Here is a 19,996-nt window from a genome sequence, read left to right on the forward strand (position 1 = left end):
AATATGAAAAATCTATCTTATATTTTAGCCACTATGCTTCTGATCATAACAGGTTGCCAGCCTAAAAAGCTGGATGAGAAATTGGCTACCACCCTTATTCTGGAAAAAAATCATTACCCTACTATTGTAGACCATGATATTTTCTGTGGTGATCCCGCGCATGCCTACACCATTTTTAAATCCGGACTCGTAGAAAAAGGATTTGTAAAAGTACTTCAAACCAAAAAATTTGGTGATACAACGGCTTTCGTGAGTTTTACCCCTGCAGCAAGACCGTACTTACTGCCAACACCTGCAGCAGATAAAAAACATAAAATTCAACGTGTAAAAGTAGCCGATGAAGAATTTGGAGCAATTGCAGAAATCAGAATTATGAGTTCCGGTAATAAGGCAATTGTAGAATACACTACAATTCGGAGAAAGAATGTTTTTGCTGCTAGCATTAAGAATGGCTTGAAAGACTTATTGAGTCATGAAGTGTATTTTATACTAGCCGATGATGGCTGGCAAATCATGGATAAAAAATCAGAAATTGAATTTTTATCTTATTAGAATATGTATATTATCTTCAAATTACTTAACTAAATATATTTTAATATAATAAATATCAAATAATTAAAAAGTTATTACCAATTAGAAAGGTATCAATTAAATCCGTTTAAACCGCACATTTGTAGATCCTACAAATCTTTTTCAAACCATTTCATACATGATTTAGAGAAATCTCAATAAGAGGATAACTTAGGAATTATTTTTATTTCAATTTCCAAAAAGTTAAAAAATTGTAGTAAAAATATTTCTTATATTCGCTGAAAGAAAAAGCAAACTTACTGCACCAACACAACCAAAAGGGTTGCGTTGGTGCCATTTTATGACTGGTATTAATGAGTTGGGTGCAATGGTACCTCAAAATCACCAAAAAAGTAATTTATGACAAAAATTAAAGTTTTTAAAAATATTCTTATTGTATTTACTACTATAATTTTTTTAATCATTATTTGGATATCTTTCGATTTAATAAATGAAACAAGTCCAAAACAAATTGAAATTGACTTTGCAAATAAGTCAGATATTATCTCGGGTTATGGAACTCTTATTGGTGGTGTTTTATCTTTTCTTTCAATCTTATTTGTAATATTGAGCTTACTTGAACAGCGACAACAAATTTTAAGAAATGAAGAACTTGTCCGAACCGAAAATCAAAAAGAATTACTTGACAAACTCAAACTGTTAAATACTTTTTTAAAATCCATGATTGATGGAATAATAGAACAAGGAACAGTGATGGAAAAGTATTATTTAGAAGAACAGACTCAACCCTCTAAGATGAATAGAATGTATTTCTTAGTAAATCGTAATTTTGCCAGAGCTGTTGAAATGGATTCATTATCTATTTACAATGGAATCAAATTCTATTTAAAAGATGATCCTGACTGGGAGAAGACATTTCTTAATCTTTTTACATTAATAGACTTTTATAAAGAAGGTATTGAAGAACTTAGAGCAAAATACACATCTCAAATCAATTATAAAGTTGAAGAACAAAGAAAAATTGGTTCTGCTTTTTTGAAACTTATGAATATGTGCGCTTCAATGATTGATGATTATAAAATTGCTAATCCGGACAATTACATGTCATTGCCATGGGCAAAATTAGTAAATCAATTTACTGGCGAGTATTACGAATATTTACAGGAATGTGAAGATAATGACGAGGCTACAGATTTTAGAGTTATCTCAAACGACATCTTGATTGAATTTCTTAGAGTTTCAATGGAATTTAGAAATACTATAGGATATGATATTTTTGGAAGCCGAAACATTGTGAGTTTCGTTGCAGACTTAAGAAAACAAATAAATGAAATTGAGATTCATTGTAAATATTATGCTAAAGATATAGAAGAACAATACAATTCTTATTTTAGTCCAGAAAATGATAGCTTAGATAAACTAAAGAAAATAAAAATAAAAATTGAAACCATTGTTACGTAAAACCACAGCACCCAACAGCCACTACAACGGATTTGGGCATTGGGTTTAATGGAAACATGGTTTTGTATTTGGGGTGATTTGGCAAATCCAAAAATAGGGCTTAATTTAGTCCCAAACCCGCTGTACTGCCAAGACGCTGGCAGCAAGCGCTTAGCAAACTTAGGAATTTAACGCAATTTTGCCATTATTAAAAAATTAAAAATTAATTTATTTTATATAACTATGCTATTGTCATTTAAAAATAATCACGAAATAAAAGAAAAAAAATTAGCTTCTACATATGATTGGTTGAATATGAAAAAGGCTCCTAAGTCAGCAGAGGAAATAGCAGAAAAGTTATTCAATCTAAATAGGACATACACCTCACCTGACTTTTTTTTAGAAGATTACGAAAATTTCCCTAGTAATTTAGGTTTACCTAATTGGTTAGGAAATCTATTATTTACTATTAACCACCATAATTCAAATGATTTTAGTGGTTTTAAAGAAAACTATGAAGAGTACTTTTATCCTGCCTTTTTGGAATCATGCAATGTCGGTATTGATTACTCTTTAATGTTTCATAAATGGGAACTTATGATTTTAACCGATATGATTCCAAAGCAAGAAAGGGAAAAAAAATATTTCCATGATTTAATTAAATTACACAAAAATGCTCTTGACGGAAAAGATTTAGAAAGCAATGAATGGAATGAATTACAAGCTAGAATAGATAAAGAGTTACAAGAAATAGAAGCACGAACTATAACATGGAATTCAGGTAGGACAGCATATTTGTCTATTGAAAATCACATAAATAAAGAAGATCCATATACTACATCTTCAGAAGCTATAGTTGATGCTTTACTTACAGAATATATTAACGACAATCAAAATTTTGTTAATAAATCGGAACAAGAATTAAGAAAAAATATTTGGTTTGAATTAATGAAAAAATTGTTAGCAATGCTTAATGAATGGAAATAAATTAAAACTAAAATAATGCCAGCTGCCAAAAAACGTTTAGAGACATTTACAAATTTAGTGGAATCATTCTTTTTCATCATATTTTAGATAAGCGGAAAATACTCGTTTTCATAACTTGTAAATGTCTAAAAGCGAAAGAACGTTTGCCGTAATTGTATCTCATAGTCAAGAATCTAACTCAATTTTTATTTAAAAAAAAACTCATTAACAATAGAAAAACAACTATGAAAAACACGATTCTATCTTTATTTTTATTTCTAATTTTTATTTGTTGTTCGAAACAGAACAAAAATGAATCGCTAAATGACCAAATTAAAAACACCAAAAATAATCTTGACAAGAAAAATAATGAAATTGCAATTAAATATTCAACCCCGATTAAGGGCTATAATGTAAGTGCAAAATGGCTAATTAGAGGGAAGATTGAATCAAAGTTTTCAAAAAATTTTAAAGGGCCAGCAATTCTAACTTTTGAAAACATTAAAACTAAAGAAATCTTCTGGGTTATACACCCTGAATTTACAATAGATATTGACAAAGAAAATTTAAAACATATAATTGTTGTAGATGATGAGTTTGTGAAAAATGAAAGTTTTACACAAGTTTGTAAATATGTAAAACCAAAATTTGAGAAAGTAGGAACTTCTAAAGAAGAAGAAGGTTTCGGATATGTATATATTCCATTCTTTTTTCAAGATGTAGATTTTGACGATGTAGATGAACTTATTCTAACATATGCAACTACTTATGAAAAAGGAGGTTCTATTAATAAAATATTCAAAAAAGGAGCTGATAAAAATTTAGAATTTAGTGAAATGACTAATGAACCATTTACAAATTTTTCAGGATTCTATTATGGCAACCCAAATGCTGACGCATACAATTATACAACTATAGATTATAAAAATAAAACGATAAGTCACCATGAATCGTCCGGAGATGGAGGTTCTAGAGAAATAATTTATGAGTTTAAAAAAACAAATAATAATCCAAATTATATATTATTCGGAAAGATTGATAAAAATAATTTCGAAAATTCGGAAATACAAAAAAGGACTGTATTTAAATACAATGATTATGGTGAAATTGTAAGTGTTGATAAAATAAAACAACCGACGGCTAACGCACGTTTGTGATTGTTGTGGAATTTAATGGAATTAACGTTATAATTTGTACTTACGTTTAACTGAAAATGCTTGTCTTCGAACTCCGCAACAGCCAAAATTGCGAGAACGTTATCACCAATATAAAAAAACCAAATACACTAAGAAAAATGACAAATGAAACTTACCAAAAAATGATTGGCGAATTGATTAGCAAAATAGTAGATGAAAAAAGGGAAAAACCTGAATTAATTAAAGGAATATTGGCTGATAATAAAGAAATTAGGGATAGTTTGTTTAAAACACTTCCTGATTTATTTAACGAGTTAGATACAAAAATTGGAGATAGATATGTAATGAATTCTCAAAACTCAATCAATGAAGAACTTGAAGAGGCTGAAAAGAAAATAAAAGAACTAAATGGACAAATTCAACTTAGAATTTCAGGTATAAAAGAATTTTACGATAAATTAATAACTGAACTTGAAAAGTTTGCTTAATAATAAATCCTGGTGCTAACAGCAGTTTGCGTTATTTTATAAAGAAATCATATGAACAGAGAAATTTGGAGCAAAAGTAATTTCACAAATAAAAATCCTTTAGACTATAATTGCCCTAAATGTAATATTGGAATATTAAATATTACTGATTTGAATTCTAAAATTATTCCAGGACAAGAAGAAATGGAAATGTATAATTATCCTAATGGAATTGATTATGTTTTCAGTGGAATATTAGTATGTAAAAATAGTAATTGTAAAAATGTATTGTCAATCATAGGAAACGTTTTGAAGGATATACATAATGGATATCAATTGCCAAATGGAGAATATGTTGAAGAATATTTAAGTATATATTATCCTAAATATTTCTTTCCTCCTTTAAAAATAATAGAAATTTCCCAAAAAGTGCCGAAAGAAGTAGCACAACAATTAAACTTGTCATTTTCACATTTTTATAATGACCTATCTTCTTGTGCAAATAGAATTAGAAATTCTATTGAGTTAATATTAGACGATTTAAAAGCTCCTAAAAAATATAGAGATTCCAAAACTAATAAACTCAAAGCTTTTAGAACTTTACATCATAGAATTGAAAACTATGAGAAAAAAACAAAAAACAAGAAAATAACTAACTTATTATTTGCGATAAAAATAATTGGAAATGAAGGGAGTCACATTGGAAATATAGCTTTAGAGGACATATTAGACGCCTATGAATTTTTAGAATCAATATTAGATTTTGTATATGACAAAAAAGAAAAAAACATTCATATTAAAGCATCCGAAATTGTTCTGAAAAACAAACCGATGTCAAAGCATAAATAAAAAATAAGGCATTAACAGCTACAACAACGGATTTGGGCAATTGGCTTATTGGGCAGTTTGTTTTGTATTTTGGATGATTAGTAAATTCGAAAACTGTACTTAATTTAATCCCAAACCTCTTGTAGCATGGGAACCTTGTCTATAATAGTAACTGTACACAAAAAAAAATGAGAAATTTCAAGATTATTACCTTTATAACATTATTACTTTTAGTCAGTTGCGATTCAAATAATGAACAAGTAGAATCTACTTATTTGGATAAAGACTTAAAAACGAAAATAGATTCATATATTGAAGATTCAGTTGATATTTTCAGTGAAGAATTAGAGGCTGATGGCGGTTTTTTTATGTGGAAAAACTACATAGATTATTTAGGATTAGGCGACATTGGATTTAAAGAACGTATACACAACTCATGGAACAAAGCCTACGACAATAAAACTTTAGAACTTTACATCAATACGGAATTGGCAAAAAAACATGGTACATCAAATTTTAAAATTGATAAAAACTTATCTGTAATCGATAATTATTCTATCATCCTTCTTTTTCCTTTTTTACAATTTGCATTTGAAGAATTATTACAGTGGATAATTGTTTTATTAATAATTGAATTTATAATTATACCTTATGTAGCAAAAAAAACATTACGGAAAGAGTATAAAACCAACAGTTTTTGGTCTAGCCTTGCCTTTAGTTTTGTGTCTAGTGTTGAACGTCAGAATAGAATTGACGCTAGAGTAAAAAAATTAAGAACAATTTTTAATAGAATTGCATTAATTAGTTTAATTGTTTTTACAATTTTTTATTATGATTTTAATGATTCTCTGAATAAAACACTTAAAACGAATATTAAAAAAGATATATTGGAAAATATAAATATTAAAATTAATGATCAATCAAACTAATATATATTAATGAATAAACTCATAAAATATTTTATTCTAATCTGTTTTACTTTAATAGCTTGTAAAAAGATGACTACAGAGTTATCAGAAAGAACCATTATTGAGACTTCGGAAACAGTAAGTGAAATTTCTAAAAAATCTGGTATAATTAAAGTCTTAAATCCTGAACGTAATTATAGTAGAACAGCTATAAATAAAGTGTTTACGTTAAAAAAAATAGAAATGCATGCTGAAGCCTTAAAACGTGGTCAAAAAGATAACATAAAAAATGCTTTATTCACTGATGGTTATACTGGCAAACGTCTTTTGGGTGGAATTAGCAAGTATGAATTTGATCATGTTCGTTCCGCTGAATATATCTATAAAAAGTACAAGTCTATATTAACAGATGAGGAAATTGCTCAAGTAGTTAATTGCAATGAAAATATATTAACTACTTCTACTAAAATAAATCGAGCAAAAGGTAAATGGCCTTTGGAGAGTCTATTGAATAATATTCAAAAAAAAGAAGAACTCGGAATAAATTCTTTATTAGCCAATCAAGCCATAAAAAATGCAGATGAAGGTATTAAAAGAAAGGTAAGTGAATTGATACTCAAAAAATAGTTGCTTAATAAGGACGAATAGCCAACAGCTACAACAACGGATTTTGGCATTTGGCTTAATGGGAAGTTGGTTTTATATTTGGGATGATTTGACAAATCCGAAAACAAGACTTAATTTAACCTCAAACCCCTTGCTAGTACGACAATGTCGGCAGTTATGCTACTGACATAAAAATTGAAAAAATCTGATGAAAGAAAATATATATTTAGAAGAACTTCTTCAGACAATATCAGAAAATCAATATATTGGATTGGGAAATCCTACCGCCAAAATATTGTTTATAGGAAAAGAAGCTGGAGATGAAATTGAACAAGAAATGTTTCATGGAAGCACTAAATCTTGGAGACAAAAAGAATTTAATTATTCTGAAAGATATGTCCCAAAAGAAGCAAAGATCAGAAACTTAAATCATACTTGGCAAAGATATCAAAAACTATACGATTGTATTTTGTCAAATTTAAATATAGAATTTGATAAAAAAGACAAATATGAAATCAGTTTTATTGAAAATATATTTACTACAGAATTAAGCAATTTACAGGCACCAAACACAAAAGACGCAAAAAAACAGGAGAAGTTTGGAGAAGAACTTAAATTAAGAAAAATAGAGTTTTTCAAAAGTAAATTTATTCAAGATTTTCAAATAGTGATAATATTTGCTAGTGATAATAAATACATAGAAACATATCCAGGAGAAATATGTGAGTTATTCAATGTAAAATTTATTAAATTACATAATCTAAATGCAAAAGATAAAATTTGGATACATTCAGAAAATGAAACTGGGAAAAAACCAAAATTATTAATTCACACAAGACAATTGACAAATAGAATTACTAACGAATTAATACCAAATATTTGTGAAGTTGTTGTGGATTTTTTGAAAACAAATTCAATACAATTAGAAAAACAATAGAAAAGCACTACTGCTAAAAGCCGTTTGGTATTGTCCAATTATTCTTGTTTCAAAAATCTATTTTTCAGTATTTTAGAACACAAATAACTATCCTAAATAATTCTTCCATCATCAAATTAGCCTCCCACTCGGTAGGCTTTTTTATTTTTTTAATACTTTTTTATTTTTTTTCTCCTTGATTTTACTGGGGGTTCAACGGGGTACAACTGAGGTACAACAAAAAGTTGTACTTGTAGCAGTTTATTATCTATTGTTCCTTTGTCCTGTAATGATGAAGATCCGGATTTAGAAATCGGGATTGCGAGAAACTAAATGTAGAACGATAAAATGATGAGGTATGTTTACAGACATTTCATGGGGTAATTACATGGTTGTAGTTATTCTGCTATTGGCAAGCTGGTATTTATTTGTTGGATTTCGATTTTATTTTGATGACCTCAAAGAAGTCATATCAGGAAAGCGGAAACTTCAATTCCGTGGATTTGAAAACTCAACTTCCCAAGATACTGAACCCGAGTTAAAGGATCAGGATTATCCTGAACTGACTTCAAACCAAACTTCTTTTGGAGAATTTGACATCACTTTTCAGGACGTTGATGCTTTGGTGGCAAGAATAAAAACTTTTATAACAGATGCAGCAAAGAAAAAATTAGTCAAAAAAGAATTTACCTATTATCTCCAGCTTCTCCTAAGAGAATTCCCTTCATTGAAAAATTCCCCTTTTAATTCTTCAATAAGTGAATTGATAGTCTCAGAATGTGAGAAACTCGAATCAATTACTTTAACCCAGAAGGAAGCAGAAGCCCTTTGGGAATAAATTATAAAACAACATAACGGAGGAATCGCCCCTGTCCATCCCGGCGCAGTATGGCAGATGTAACAGGAAAGTGGAACTGCGACAGCGGCTACACCTCCGTTTTTTATCTGAATTTTTAAACTTCAAAAATAATGTGCGATGAAAAAATGGAACTGGAATTTTAAAAAGTTTATAGAGCAAAAAACAAAAAGTATCTGTATGCTTCTGGCACAATTGCTTTTTGTAATAAGTTATGAAACCTACGCCCAGGATGGTCTGGCAGGAATCAATGAAGCCAACCAACAAGTACGAAGTTACTTTGATGCAGGAACGGAACTGATGTATGCCGTAGGAGCATTACTAGGACTAATAGGCGCTGTGAAAGTATATCAAAAATGGAATGCAGGTGATCCTGATACCGGGAAAGTAGCGGCAGCCTGGTTTGGAAGCTGTGTTTTTCTGGTAGTGGTAGCCACAGTAATCAAATCCTTCTTTGGGATTTAAAACAAATCGTTATGGAAGATCTACTCAAAGAAAAGTTATGGTTTTACATTATCCACAACAATCCCGATTTGATGTTTACACTACAGGAAGATTATAGTGTATTGGATTATCTCAATGAGAAAATAAGTAGTGTAAAATCCATATTGGACGATATGTTATTTGATGGTACACCAAAATATATCATCGAAGAAATCTGTCTCAATGTACTTACCGAAGATTTAAAACCTTCCCGGTTTTTATATATCCGCTCGTTACTTTCGGATGAGTTTGAGAAAACCTATACCGCTTTTCAGGAATCAGGTATCCTGACATATGAGGTAATGAATCTTATGGAAAACTGCAGGCCCGTTTTTGAAACCATTGGTTTTACTAAAGAAAATGAAGAAGATCCTAATTTGAGAAATGCCCTTATCGGTCAGATTGCTGACTATCTGAATTGAGCTATTTATAGCAGTGTGTAGTATGAAAAGGAGTAATTATGGCTTACAATCAATCCCAAAAACTAAATACCAATATCAAGGCGATTACCATTGCAATGCAATGGCAGCAAGGTGATGCTTTATCGGCAGAAGCAGTTGACGCGCTTAAGGCATATGCCGGCTTCGGAGGTATCAAGGCTGTATTATACCCAAATGGCACTACTGAAGACTGGATAAAATCCGGCGCTACTAAAGAAGATCTGAAGTTGCATCCGGAAATGACACGACTGCACGCAATACTGCAAGAACACTATTCTGAAAAGGAATACAACTCGGTAGTTTCTTCACTTCGTAATAGTGTCCTTACTGCATTTTATACGCCGGAAATTGTACCCAAAACTTTTTACAGGGCTTTGAAAGAACAAGGTATTGCCCCTAAAAGGTTCTACGAACCATCAGCTGGATCGGGCATTTTTATCACTGAAGCAGAAAACGCATTTTCAAATTTGGAACATATTACTGCTGTGGAAAAAGACCAATTAAGCGGACTGGTGCTTTCAGCATTAAACAGTGCACTTTCAATCCAAAATACCACACATGTACTAGGACTCGAACAAGCGCCAACATATGATAACGGCAGTTATGATCTTGTGGTCAGTAATATTCCCTTTGGTAATTTTTCAGTTTACGATGCATCCTATCCTGATAAAGTAATTTCGGGGAAAATTCACAATTACTTCTTTGCAAAAGGACTGGACAAACTCGCTGATGGCGGTCTTATGGCTTATATTACAACAGACGGTTTTTTGAACAGTCCTTCCAATCAGAGCGTGCGAGAATATCTTTTTCAAAATGCAGATTTTGTAAGTGTGGCAGTTATGCCCGATAATCTGATGAAGGAAACAGGAAACACCGATGCTCCAAATCATCTGCTTATTGTTCAGAAAAACGAGCATAAACAAACCCTGTCTGATAATGAAAATGAGCTACTGCAAACCGTTGAACTGGAAAATGAATTTGGAAAATACAGTATCAATAAATATCTGCATAATAAACCTGAGCTCATCATTGGGAATGAAATACAAGCCGGTAAAAACCAATACGGACAGGCGCACCAAAGTGTGAGACAAAACGGTGATATCAATTCTATTGGAAACTACCTTGCTGAAAATATTACCAAGGGATTAAAAGAAAACTTTAACCCGGAACGCTTTGAGAAGGCTCAAAAAACGAAGATCGTTCAGCCCGCTGAAGCAATCGGACAAAAATTCACTTATTTGCCCATGCCAGAGAGTAAAGCAAGCGGTATTTCAGTCCAGCTTGGCTTGTTTGATACTGTGCCTGCAGAGAATATCAACCGTGCTATGGATTACATCAATACTCTTGATGAAACTGTAGTGGATAAAAAAACAGCACGAATACTCAGTACCATACGCACAAATGATAATCCCTCACATGAAAATGTGGTGCTTATCACTGCTAAACAAATTAAGACCAATCGATACCTGTATAAATTATATTCCAATGTAAAAGAAATCAATGGCTTTTCAGCCAATTGGATGAATGGCGGATTACTCCCACATGAATTATTGGCTTTATCCAATACCCTTCAATACTATGATCACAAATATATTTATGAAGGAGATAAAACCCTTGAACCTGCTTTTAACCTTGAAAAACGACTCTATGAAGAAGTTGCTTCATTGAAATCTTTTTATACAGAAGGTACTCTTGTTAGAGTTGGAGAATCCGTTGGAATTATCAGTGATATCAATGAGCAGCACAAACAAGCCTTTTTCCAACCATTAGCATCACAAGGCAATCTGAAATTCTATGATTCCTATATTGCTATTCGGGATCATTATCTGGAATTGTTTGAGAAAGAGCAATCAGATAAAGCTGGCAGTGAAGAGGTGCGGAAAAATCTGGATGAGCAGTATACCAAATTTGTTTCTCACTATGGTATTTTGAACAGTGCTGAGAATCGCAGATTAATCATGCAGGATTCCGCTTTTGGTTTCACCATTCTTTCTTCATTGGAACGCAAAGAAGGCGAACGTTACGTGAAGTCGGATATTTTAATAGAATCTGTAGTAAAACAGCAAGACCGCTATTATACAGATGATCCGGTTGAAGCGCTGGCCCGAAGTCTTAATGAAAAAGGAACTGTTGACTTAGGATTTATAACTGCTGCGACAGGACTTGAACAAAATGAGGTTATAGAACGTCTGAACCATCATATCTATTTGAATCCTACAGATCAGAATTGGGAAACTTCAGACCTCTATTTAAGCGGCAATGTTGTAGAAAAGTTACAACAGGCTAAACAGGCTGTGCAACTGTATCCTGAAAACACGCAATATTACAAAGGATTGCAGGCACTGGAAAAAGTACAGCCGGAGCGCATCCCTTTCGAATTACTCGATTTTAATCTGGGCGAGCGATGGATTCCCAACCGATACTATGAAAGTTTTGCCGGAAAATTATTTGACCAGCCAACTGAAATTAATTATTTCCCATCACTTGATACCTTTAAAGTAAGTACAGGTCACAATACCAAAATAGACAGAGAATTTTCGGTGACTCCCAAAAGCGGCAGAACCACTTATGGTTACACGATATTGGAGCATGCGCTCGAAAATACGGCTCCCTTTTTTACCTATGAAGTTGAGGGAGCCGGCGGAAAACCCATCCGACTGCCCGATAATGAAGCCATACAGCTTGCCCATCAAAAAATTGAAAACATCCGTAATGGCTTTATTGAGTGGCTGCAGGAATTGCCAATAAGCGATAAAAATGAACTGGAGAGCCTCTATAACAATACTTTCAATTGTTACGTATTGCGAGAATATGATGGAAGTCATCTAAGCTTTCCGGGTTTGGATAAAAAAGCACTTGAAATTGAAGACTTGTACAGTTCTCAGAAAAATGCGGCATGGCGTATCATTGAGAACCGTGGCGCTTTAATCGATCATGAGGTTGGGCTTGGAAAAACATTAACCATGATTGTAGCTGCCAATGAAATGAAACGATTAGGGATTATTCACAAACCTGCAATACTGGCATTGAATGCCAATGTAAATCAAATTGCAGCAACCTATCGAAAGGCTTATCCCAATGCAAGAATATTGGCACCTGGTGAAAATGATTTTACTCCGGCAAAAAGAATGAGACTCTTCCATGAGATTAAAAATAACAATTGGGACTGTATCATTTTAACCCACGATCAGTTTGGTAAAATTCCGCAGTCACCCGAAATACAAAAAGAGATCTTACAAAATGAGCTGGATAATATAGAACGGGACCTTGATACGGCCAGAGATTTGGGAGGCGATATCTCCAAGAAAATATTAAAGGGTCTTGAAATACGAAAAAATAATCTGGACGGCAGACTAAAAACACTGCTGAAAGATATAGAAGATAAAAAGGACAGCGGTATCAACTTTAAAGAAATGGGTATCGATCATTTGTTTGTAGATGAATCTCACAAATTCAAAAACCTGACTTTCACTACCCGTCATGACCGTGTTGCCGGAATTGGAAATATGCAGGGAAGCCAAAAGGCGCTTAATATGTTATTTGCGGTACGCACGCTTCAGGAAAAATTCGATTCGGATCTGTGTGTAACTTTTCTTTCCGGTACTCCAATATCCAATAGTCTTACCGAAATGTATCTGCTTTTCAAATACCTGCGACCTAAAGAAATGGAACGCCAGCATATTGAAAACTTTGATGGATGGGCAGCTGTTTTTGCCAGAAAAACAACTGATTTTGAATTTTCTGTCACCAATGAGATTATTGCCAAGGAGCGTTTTCGCCATTTTATTAAAGTTCCGGAACTGGCACTGTTCTATAATGAGATTACCGATTATAAAACAGCCAAACATATTGAACTTGATAAACCTGAAATTGAGGAACAGCTTGTCAATATCAGTCCTACACCTGAGCAAAGTGAGTTTATTACCCAGCTCATGCAGTTTGCCAAAACTGGTAATGCGACACTTATTGGCAGGGCACCTCTTACCTCGCAAGAAGATAAAGGCAGGATGCTTATAGCTACTAATTATGCTAAAAAAATGGCTGCCGATATGAGGCTGATAAATGAAAGATATGGTGATCACCCGAATAATAAAGTGAATACATGCGCCAGAAAGGTGGCTGAAATTTATCAGGCTTCCATCGAGCATAAAGGCACCCAAATTGTTTTTTCAGATATCGGGACACCAAAGCCGGATGACTTTAATATGTATGATGCCCTTAAAGGAAAACTGGTAAGGGATTTTAATATCCCGGCTCATGAAATTACCTATATACACGACTGGACCGATAAGAAGAAACTGGAGTTGTTTTCTAAAATGAATACAGGTGAGATACGTATTCTTTTGGGCAGTACAGAAAAAGCAGGTACGGGGCTTAATGTACAAATGCGTGTTGTGGCGATGCATCATATGGATATTCCCTGGCGACCATCAGATCTGGGACAACGCAACGGCCGAGGAAGCAGGCAAGGTAACGAAGTTGCCAAACAGCATTATGGGAATAAAGTAAAGAATTTCATCTATGCGACAGAGCAGTCACTGGACAATTACAAATTCAACCTTTTGAAGAACAAACAGACTTTTATCAGTCAGATGAAAAACTGTGAACTTAATGTCAGGACTATTGATGAGGGAGCTATGGATGAGCAAAGTGGAATGAACTTTTCAGAATATATCGCAGTATTATCAGGTGATACTTCATTACTGGAAAAATCAAAATTGGAGAAAAAAGTAACGGTAATGGAAAGCCTTAAAAAAGCACATTACAAGGAAATTTCCAGAACTAAATATCAGGTTGAATACCTAATGGAGGAAAAAGGAATCACCACTAAAACACTCGACAAACTAACTGCTGATCACAGTTTTTACAAAAACAATCTGAAGTATGAACCTGATGGTTCCAAAGCAAATCCTATAGAGTTGTATAACTGCAAAACAGCAGATCCAGAAAGTATCGGCAAAGAAATTATCCTGCTCTATAAAAACTGGAAACCTCCCGAAGGAGAAAACCAGGCCAAACAAATTGGGAAGTTATATGATTTTGGACTCTATATAAAAAGAGAACGTGAAGCCTATCAAAATGATGGTTTATACCAGTACCGTTACTCCAACAGCTTTTATGCACAACGTTTAGAAGATGGTATTAAATATACTTCCAATGGAGGAACTCCAAATGTGGACAATCCAAAATTGGCAGCCCGCCACTTTTTAAATGCCATTGATAAGGTGGAACATCTCAGGTCTAAATACCAAAAGTCACTGAATGATATTGAAAACCAACTGCCGGAATTACAACAATTAACCACAAGAGTATTTAGTCAGGAGGATGAGCTTCAAAAAATGAAAAGCGACCTCTTTAGTCTGGAAAGGGAAATAGCCCTGAAAATTCAGGAGAACCAATTGAAAGAAGCCAATCCGCAAGAGGCTAGTCTCAGTAATGAAACAAAATTAACGGATACAGCTCCGGTAATTCAACTCCCAATAAAGAGCAGTGAAGAATCACAGCGTTTCAAAGGGGTAGAAAGCAATACTGATAAATGGCAGGAACGCTCTTTTTCAGAAATGAGGCGCAGCAGCAGGATGAAATTTTAAAATAAATACCATGTCAAACAGTGTGTATAAGATCAACAAAGGAATTAACCAGAGCATAGAGTTTAAAGGGCTAAAGGCGCAGTATATCTGGTATTTGGGCGGTGGCGTCATTGTGCTTATGATACTGTTTGCCATTATGTACATAGCCGGATTACCCTCTTTAATCTGTATTGGGATTATTGGTATTTCAGGAACATTGTGGGTTTTGAAAATATACAAGATGAGCCACAAATACGGTGAATATGGAATGATGAAAGCTTTAGCAAAACGGCAGATTCCAAAAGCTGTGAAATCGAAAAGCAGAAAAATATTTATGATGAAGAAATAGAATTTGCTCAGCATTACCTGAGCGGTAAAAAAGAGGATGATGGAAAAGATGATAGATGATATTTTACCAATTATGGATGTAGAGCATGATTGCATCCTGTCCAAACAAGGAGATGTGACAGTAGTATTTAGAGCAGAACTGCCTGAGATATTTACCTTGTCAGATCAGGAATACGAAGCATTTCATCAGGCGTGGCTTAAAGCTATAAAACTGCTTCCGAAATTTAGTGTATTCCATAAACAGGACTGGTTTATAGACAGCAAGTTTGAACCCGATTTCACAAGCGAAGATTCCAGTTTTCTTACCCGAAGCAGTGAACGTTTTTTTAATGAACGTCCCTTTCTGGATCATTCGTGTTACATTTTCCTGACCAAAAAACCAGCAGGCAGAAAAACATCCACTTCCCTATTTTCAAATTTACTGAGAAGTTCAATAGTTCCAGAAGAAACATTAAAAGCGCAGGTGCGTCAAGAATTTATTGATAGTACCGGACAATTCAGACGCATACTGGAAGACAGTGGTTTTGTCAAATTGACCCGCCTTGGTAATGATGAACTTAAAAGCCACAGCAGAAAGATTGGAATTATTGAACAATATTGTTTTTTGTCTGAAAAACAGAAATCGTTTGTTTTTAAAGATATCTCTTTTGATGATGGTCTTCAGGTAGGAGACAAACACTGCCAGATTTATACGTTGGGGGATGCCGCTGATCTGCCTGCCTTATGTGGTTCGAGAATTAATTATGACCGCTATTCCACAGATAAGACCAAATTCAGTATCGGATTTGCTTCGACTCTGGGGCAATTACTTTCCTGTAACCACATTTATAATCAATATATTTTCATAGAGGATTTCCAGAAAACGCTGCAAAAACTGGAAAGTAAAAGACTGCGACTGCAATCCTTATCAGCCTACAGTAGGGAGAACCTGATTGCGCGAGATGCTACAAATGATTTTCTTAACGAGGCTATCAGCCAGCAGCGACTGCCTGTAAAAGCACATTTTAATGTGCTGATCTGGACAGATAATAAAGAAGAACTCAAAGACCTGAAGAATAAAGTTTCTTCAGCACTGGCTCAGATGGATGCAGCTGCTAAACAGGAAACGGTTGGAGCTGCACAAATATTTTGGGCAGGAATTCCCGGGAATTCCGCAGATTTCCCAATGAACGACACCTTTGATACGTTCACAGAACAAGCGACATGCTTCCTGAATCTGGAAACGGGCTATCGCTCTTCCCTTAGTCCGACTGGTATTCGATTAGGAGATCGTTTGACTGGAAAACCGGTTCATGTGGATATCAGTGATGAGCCGGTTAAAATGGGGATTTGTACCAATAGGAACAAATTTATACTGGGACCCTCTGGAAGCGGTAAATCCTTTTTTACCAACCATATGGTCAGAAGCTATTATGAGCAGGGAACCCATGTTGTACTTGTTGATGTTGGACACAGCTACAAGGGACTGTGTGATATGGTAAAGGGCTACTACTTTACCTACGATGAAAAGAACCCAATCCGGTTTAATCCCTTTTATATCAGTGAAGGCGACTTGCTTGATACAGAGAAAAAAGAAAGTATTAAAACATTGTTATTAGCACTCTGGAAAAAAGACAATGAGACATTCAACCGAAGTGAATATGTTGCACTGTCCAATGCGCTTCAATTGTACTATGAAAAGTTAGACAGCAATTCTGATTTGTTTCCCTGCTTTGACAGCTTTTATGAATTTCTGAAAAATGAGTTTGTATCCATATTGGAAGGTGACAAAGTAAAGGAAAAGGATTTTGATGTAAATAATTTTCTCTATGTACTGCGCCCGTACTACAGAGGAGGTGAATTTGATTACCTGCTCAATGCTACCGAGAATCTGGATCTGTTAAAAGAACGCTTTATTGTTTTTGAACTTGATAATATCAAAGATCATCCGATACTTTTTCCAGTGGTAACGATCATCATTATGGAAGTCTTTATCAGTAAGATGCGCAAGCTTAAGGGAGTGCGGAAAATGATCCTGATTGAAGAGGCCTGGAAAGCTATTGCCAAGGAAGGAATGGCCGAATATATTCGGTATTTATTCAAAACTGTGCGTAAATTCTTTGGAGAGGCCATAGTAGTCACGCAGGAAGTAGAAGATATCATTTCCTCTCCTGTAGTCAAGCAGGCTATTATCAATAACAGTGACTGCAAGATATTACTGGACCAAAGCAAGTATCAAAACAAATTCGAGCAAATTCAGGAACTTCTTGGGCTTACAGAAAAAGAAAAAGCACTCGTATTATCTGTAAACAAAGCCAATGATCCTGATAAGAAATACAAAGAAGTGTTTATCTCCCTTGGGGGCATGCAGTCTAAAGTATACCGCACCGAGGTATCCCTTGAGGAATACTACGCCTACACCACCGAAGAAACTGAAAAAGTAAAAGTACAGGCGTATGCTAAGAAATTTGATAGTGATATCAGAAAAGGCATTGCAGCACTTGCCAATGACCTAAGAGCAGAAAAATTATGAAAACAAAACAACAATACTTATGAGAGCAAAAAAGAAAATCATGATTTGCCTGTTGTGCTTTTTACTGATCAGCACTCCGGCAAGACCGGCAAAGGTTGCGGCAATACCAATTTTGGAAATTGTAAAAGCAGTTGCCAAAAAAGTAATTAAGGCTATTGACCTAAGGATCCAAAAACTGCAGAACAAAACAATCTGGCTTCAGAATGCGCAGAAAAAAATAGAAAATGTACTCTCCAAACTAAAGCTGGATGAGATTTCAGATTGGACTGAGAAACAAAAAGAACTCTACAGGAATTATTATGAGGAACTGGCAAAAGTCAAATCCATCATTACCTATTACCAGCGTATCAAAGATATCAGTGCAAAGCAGATTCGTTTGGTAGATGAATATGAAAGAGCCTGGAACCTGTTTCAAAAAGATGCTCATTTCAATTCCAGTGAACTCGATTATATGCAAAGTGTTTATTCTGGAATACTCGATGAAAGCCTGAAAAACATCGATCAGATTTTCCTTGTATTGGATTCTTTCACCACACAGATGAGTGATGCCAAAAGGCTGGAGATTATAAATGCTGCCGCAGATCAGATTGATGCCAATTATGATGACCTGACACTATTCAACAGACAAAACATACTACTGAGCCTTCAAAGAGCCAAAACACAGCATGATGTCAAATCCGTTAAACAATTTTACGGAATTCCGTAAACAACAAATAAAATCATGAAAAAAATATTCTTACTGGTGCTTATTACTGCACTGACCACAGGGAATCTTCATGCACAGACAAAACAGCAAAGGATGCTTTTAGAGCAAATAGCAGCCCTGCAAGTCTATATTGGATATGCTCAAAAAGGCTATTCGGCAGTCAAAAAAGGACTCAATACCATAGGAGATTTCAAACGTGGAGAATTTAATCTTCATACCGATTACCTGAATTCCCTTAAGACAGTCAATCCCAAAATAAAAAAGTACGCCAGGGTAACGGAAATTATAGGGCTCCAGATAAAAATCATGAAAAGCTACAAGAGCTTACATCAGCAAATCCGGCAGGATGATTTGTTTCATGGAGATGAAGTCGATTATATCAAAAGGATCTTTGAAAGGTTAATCAAAAATTGTGATACCAATCTGGATGAACTACAAACAATCATTACGGACGGAAAGTTAGAGATGAAAGATGATGAGCGATTGAAACGCATTGATATGATTTACCAAGATATGCTGGATAACTATGCTTTCTCTGAGAGCTTCAGTAATGAAACTAAAATCCTGGCTGTATCAAAAGCTACCGAATTAAAAGAAGCAAAAAATAGCCGTTCACTGAACGGCATAAATACTGATTTACCATGAAAAAATTACTGATTATAGGAATTGTGTTTATCGGATTGCTATTTCCATCCCCGATAACCGCTCAAAAACAGGAAATCCAGCAATTGATTTTGAACATAGAGAAGTTGGCCCAGTTCAAACAGATTCTAAAGGATATGAAAAAGGGCTATGAAATACTAAGTGGAGGTTATAATACTGTAAAAGATTTGTCTGAAGGAAATTTCGGCCTTCATGAAACATTTCTTGATGCGCTCATGCAGGTTAGCCCCACAGTTAAGAATTACAGGCGTATTGGTGACATTGTGAATTATCAGGTGCTGCTGGTAAAAGAATACAAGTCCGCTTTTAGCCGCTTTAGGGATAGTAAAAATTTTAATCCAGAAGAAATTGCCTATTTCGAAAGGGTGTACGATAATCTGTTTAAACAAAGCCTTAGAAATCTTGATGAACTCACATCGGTGATTACTGCTAATAAAATGCGAATGTCAGATGATGAAAGACTGGCATCCATTGACAAAATATATGCAGATATGCAGGACAAACTTTTGTTCCTGAGAAACTTTAACAATAATACTGCTGTACTGGCTTTGCAACGTGCAAAAGAGCACAATGATACGCGGGCAATGCGCAGTATTTACAAGCTAAACAATTAAACCTAA

Annotated in this window: 18 protein-coding genes; all 18 read left to right on the forward strand. The window is 34.3% G+C overall.

The genetic code is table 11. The features are described from left to right. The first annotated feature begins 3 nt into the window (after nucleotides 1-3). Entirely contained in the window at nucleotides 4-552 is a 549-nt protein-coding gene (locus ASF10_RS13485) for a hypothetical protein (protein ID WP_056250076.1), read from the forward strand. A 378-nt stretch (nucleotides 553-930) separates the two neighbouring features. Further along, complete coding sequence (locus ASF10_RS13490; RefSeq protein WP_056250078.1) at nucleotides 931-1,992, forward strand: hypothetical protein; 1,062 nt, start codon at nucleotides 931-933, stop codon at nucleotides 1,990-1,992. A 228-nt stretch (nucleotides 1,993-2,220) separates the two neighbouring features. Then, a complete protein-coding gene (locus ASF10_RS13495) occupies nucleotides 2,221-2,958 on the forward strand; it encodes a hypothetical protein (RefSeq protein WP_131726540.1) in 738 nt (245 codons plus the stop codon). A gap of 224 nt (nucleotides 2,959-3,182) precedes the next feature. Further along, the gene (locus ASF10_RS13500) at nucleotides 3,183-4,094 is read left to right on the forward strand and encodes a hypothetical protein (RefSeq protein WP_056250082.1); all 912 of its coding nucleotides are present in this window, start codon (nucleotides 3,183-3,185) and stop codon (nucleotides 4,092-4,094) included. A 137-nt stretch (nucleotides 4,095-4,231) separates the two neighbouring features. Next, on the forward strand, nucleotides 4,232-4,561 hold the full coding sequence (locus tag ASF10_RS13505) for a hypothetical protein (RefSeq protein ID WP_131726541.1): 330 nt from the start codon (nucleotides 4,232-4,234) through the stop codon (nucleotides 4,559-4,561). A 51-nt stretch (nucleotides 4,562-4,612) separates the two neighbouring features. Next, the gene (locus ASF10_RS13510) at nucleotides 4,613-5,389 is read left to right on the forward strand and encodes a DUF4145 domain-containing protein (RefSeq protein WP_056250087.1); all 777 of its coding nucleotides are present in this window, start codon (nucleotides 4,613-4,615) and stop codon (nucleotides 5,387-5,389) included. Nucleotides 5,390-5,556: 167 nt separating this feature from the next. After that, nucleotides 5,557-6,297, forward strand: a complete 741-nt coding sequence (locus ASF10_RS13515; protein ID WP_056250089.1) for a hypothetical protein — start codon at nucleotides 5,557-5,559, stop codon at nucleotides 6,295-6,297. Nucleotides 6,298-6,366: 69 nt separating this feature from the next. Next, a complete protein-coding gene (locus ASF10_RS13520; RefSeq protein WP_056250091.1) occupies nucleotides 6,367-6,903 on the forward strand; it encodes a hypothetical protein in 537 nt (178 codons plus the stop codon). A 187-nt stretch (nucleotides 6,904-7,090) separates the two neighbouring features. After that, a complete protein-coding gene (locus ASF10_RS13525) occupies nucleotides 7,091-7,819 on the forward strand; it encodes a hypothetical protein (RefSeq protein WP_056250093.1) in 729 nt (242 codons plus the stop codon). Nucleotides 7,820-8,156: 337 nt separating this feature from the next. Continuing rightward, nucleotides 8,157-8,636, forward strand: coding sequence for a hypothetical protein (locus tag ASF10_RS13530; protein WP_056250095.1), 480 nt, complete (start codon nucleotides 8,157-8,159; stop codon nucleotides 8,634-8,636). A gap of 138 nt (nucleotides 8,637-8,774) precedes the next feature. After that, a complete protein-coding gene (locus ASF10_RS13535; protein WP_056250098.1) occupies nucleotides 8,775-9,119 on the forward strand; it encodes a DUF4134 domain-containing protein in 345 nt (114 codons plus the stop codon). Nucleotides 9,120-9,130: 11 nt separating this feature from the next. Beyond that, nucleotides 9,131-9,559, forward strand: coding sequence for a DUF1896 family protein (locus tag ASF10_RS13540; protein ID WP_056250099.1), 429 nt, complete (start codon nucleotides 9,131-9,133; stop codon nucleotides 9,557-9,559). A 38-nt stretch (nucleotides 9,560-9,597) separates the two neighbouring features. Further along, nucleotides 9,598-15,168 (forward strand): helicase-related protein, encoded by a 5,571-nt coding sequence (locus ASF10_RS13545; protein WP_082472439.1) that lies wholly within the window; start codon nucleotides 9,598-9,600, stop codon nucleotides 15,166-15,168. Between the two features lie 10 nt (nucleotides 15,169-15,178). Next, nucleotides 15,179-15,496: a DUF4133 domain-containing protein gene (locus ASF10_RS13550; protein WP_056250101.1), complete on the forward strand. Its 318-nt coding sequence runs from the start codon at nucleotides 15,179-15,181 to the stop codon at nucleotides 15,494-15,496. A 39-nt stretch (nucleotides 15,497-15,535) separates the two neighbouring features. Beyond that, nucleotides 15,536-18,007: a TraG family conjugative transposon ATPase gene (locus ASF10_RS13555; RefSeq protein ID WP_056250103.1), complete on the forward strand. Its 2,472-nt coding sequence runs from the start codon at nucleotides 15,536-15,538 to the stop codon at nucleotides 18,005-18,007. A 19-nt stretch (nucleotides 18,008-18,026) separates the two neighbouring features. Further along, on the forward strand, nucleotides 18,027-18,713 hold the full coding sequence (locus tag ASF10_RS13560; protein ID WP_056250104.1) for a hypothetical protein: 687 nt from the start codon (nucleotides 18,027-18,029) through the stop codon (nucleotides 18,711-18,713). Nucleotides 18,714-18,728: 15 nt separating this feature from the next. Continuing rightward, entirely contained in the window at nucleotides 18,729-19,358 is a 630-nt protein-coding gene (locus ASF10_RS13565) for a hypothetical protein (protein ID WP_056250106.1), read from the forward strand. After that, complete coding sequence (locus ASF10_RS13570) at nucleotides 19,355-19,990, forward strand: hypothetical protein (RefSeq protein WP_056250107.1); 636 nt, start codon at nucleotides 19,355-19,357, stop codon at nucleotides 19,988-19,990. The genes ASF10_RS13565 and ASF10_RS13570 overlap by 4 nt, the downstream gene beginning before the upstream one ends. The last annotated feature ends 6 nt before the right edge of the window (nucleotides 19,991-19,996 follow it).

It is taken from the genome of Flavobacterium sp. Leaf82 (assembly GCF_001422725.1).
GTDB lineage: Bacteria > Bacteroidota > Bacteroidia > Flavobacteriales > Flavobacteriaceae > Flavobacterium.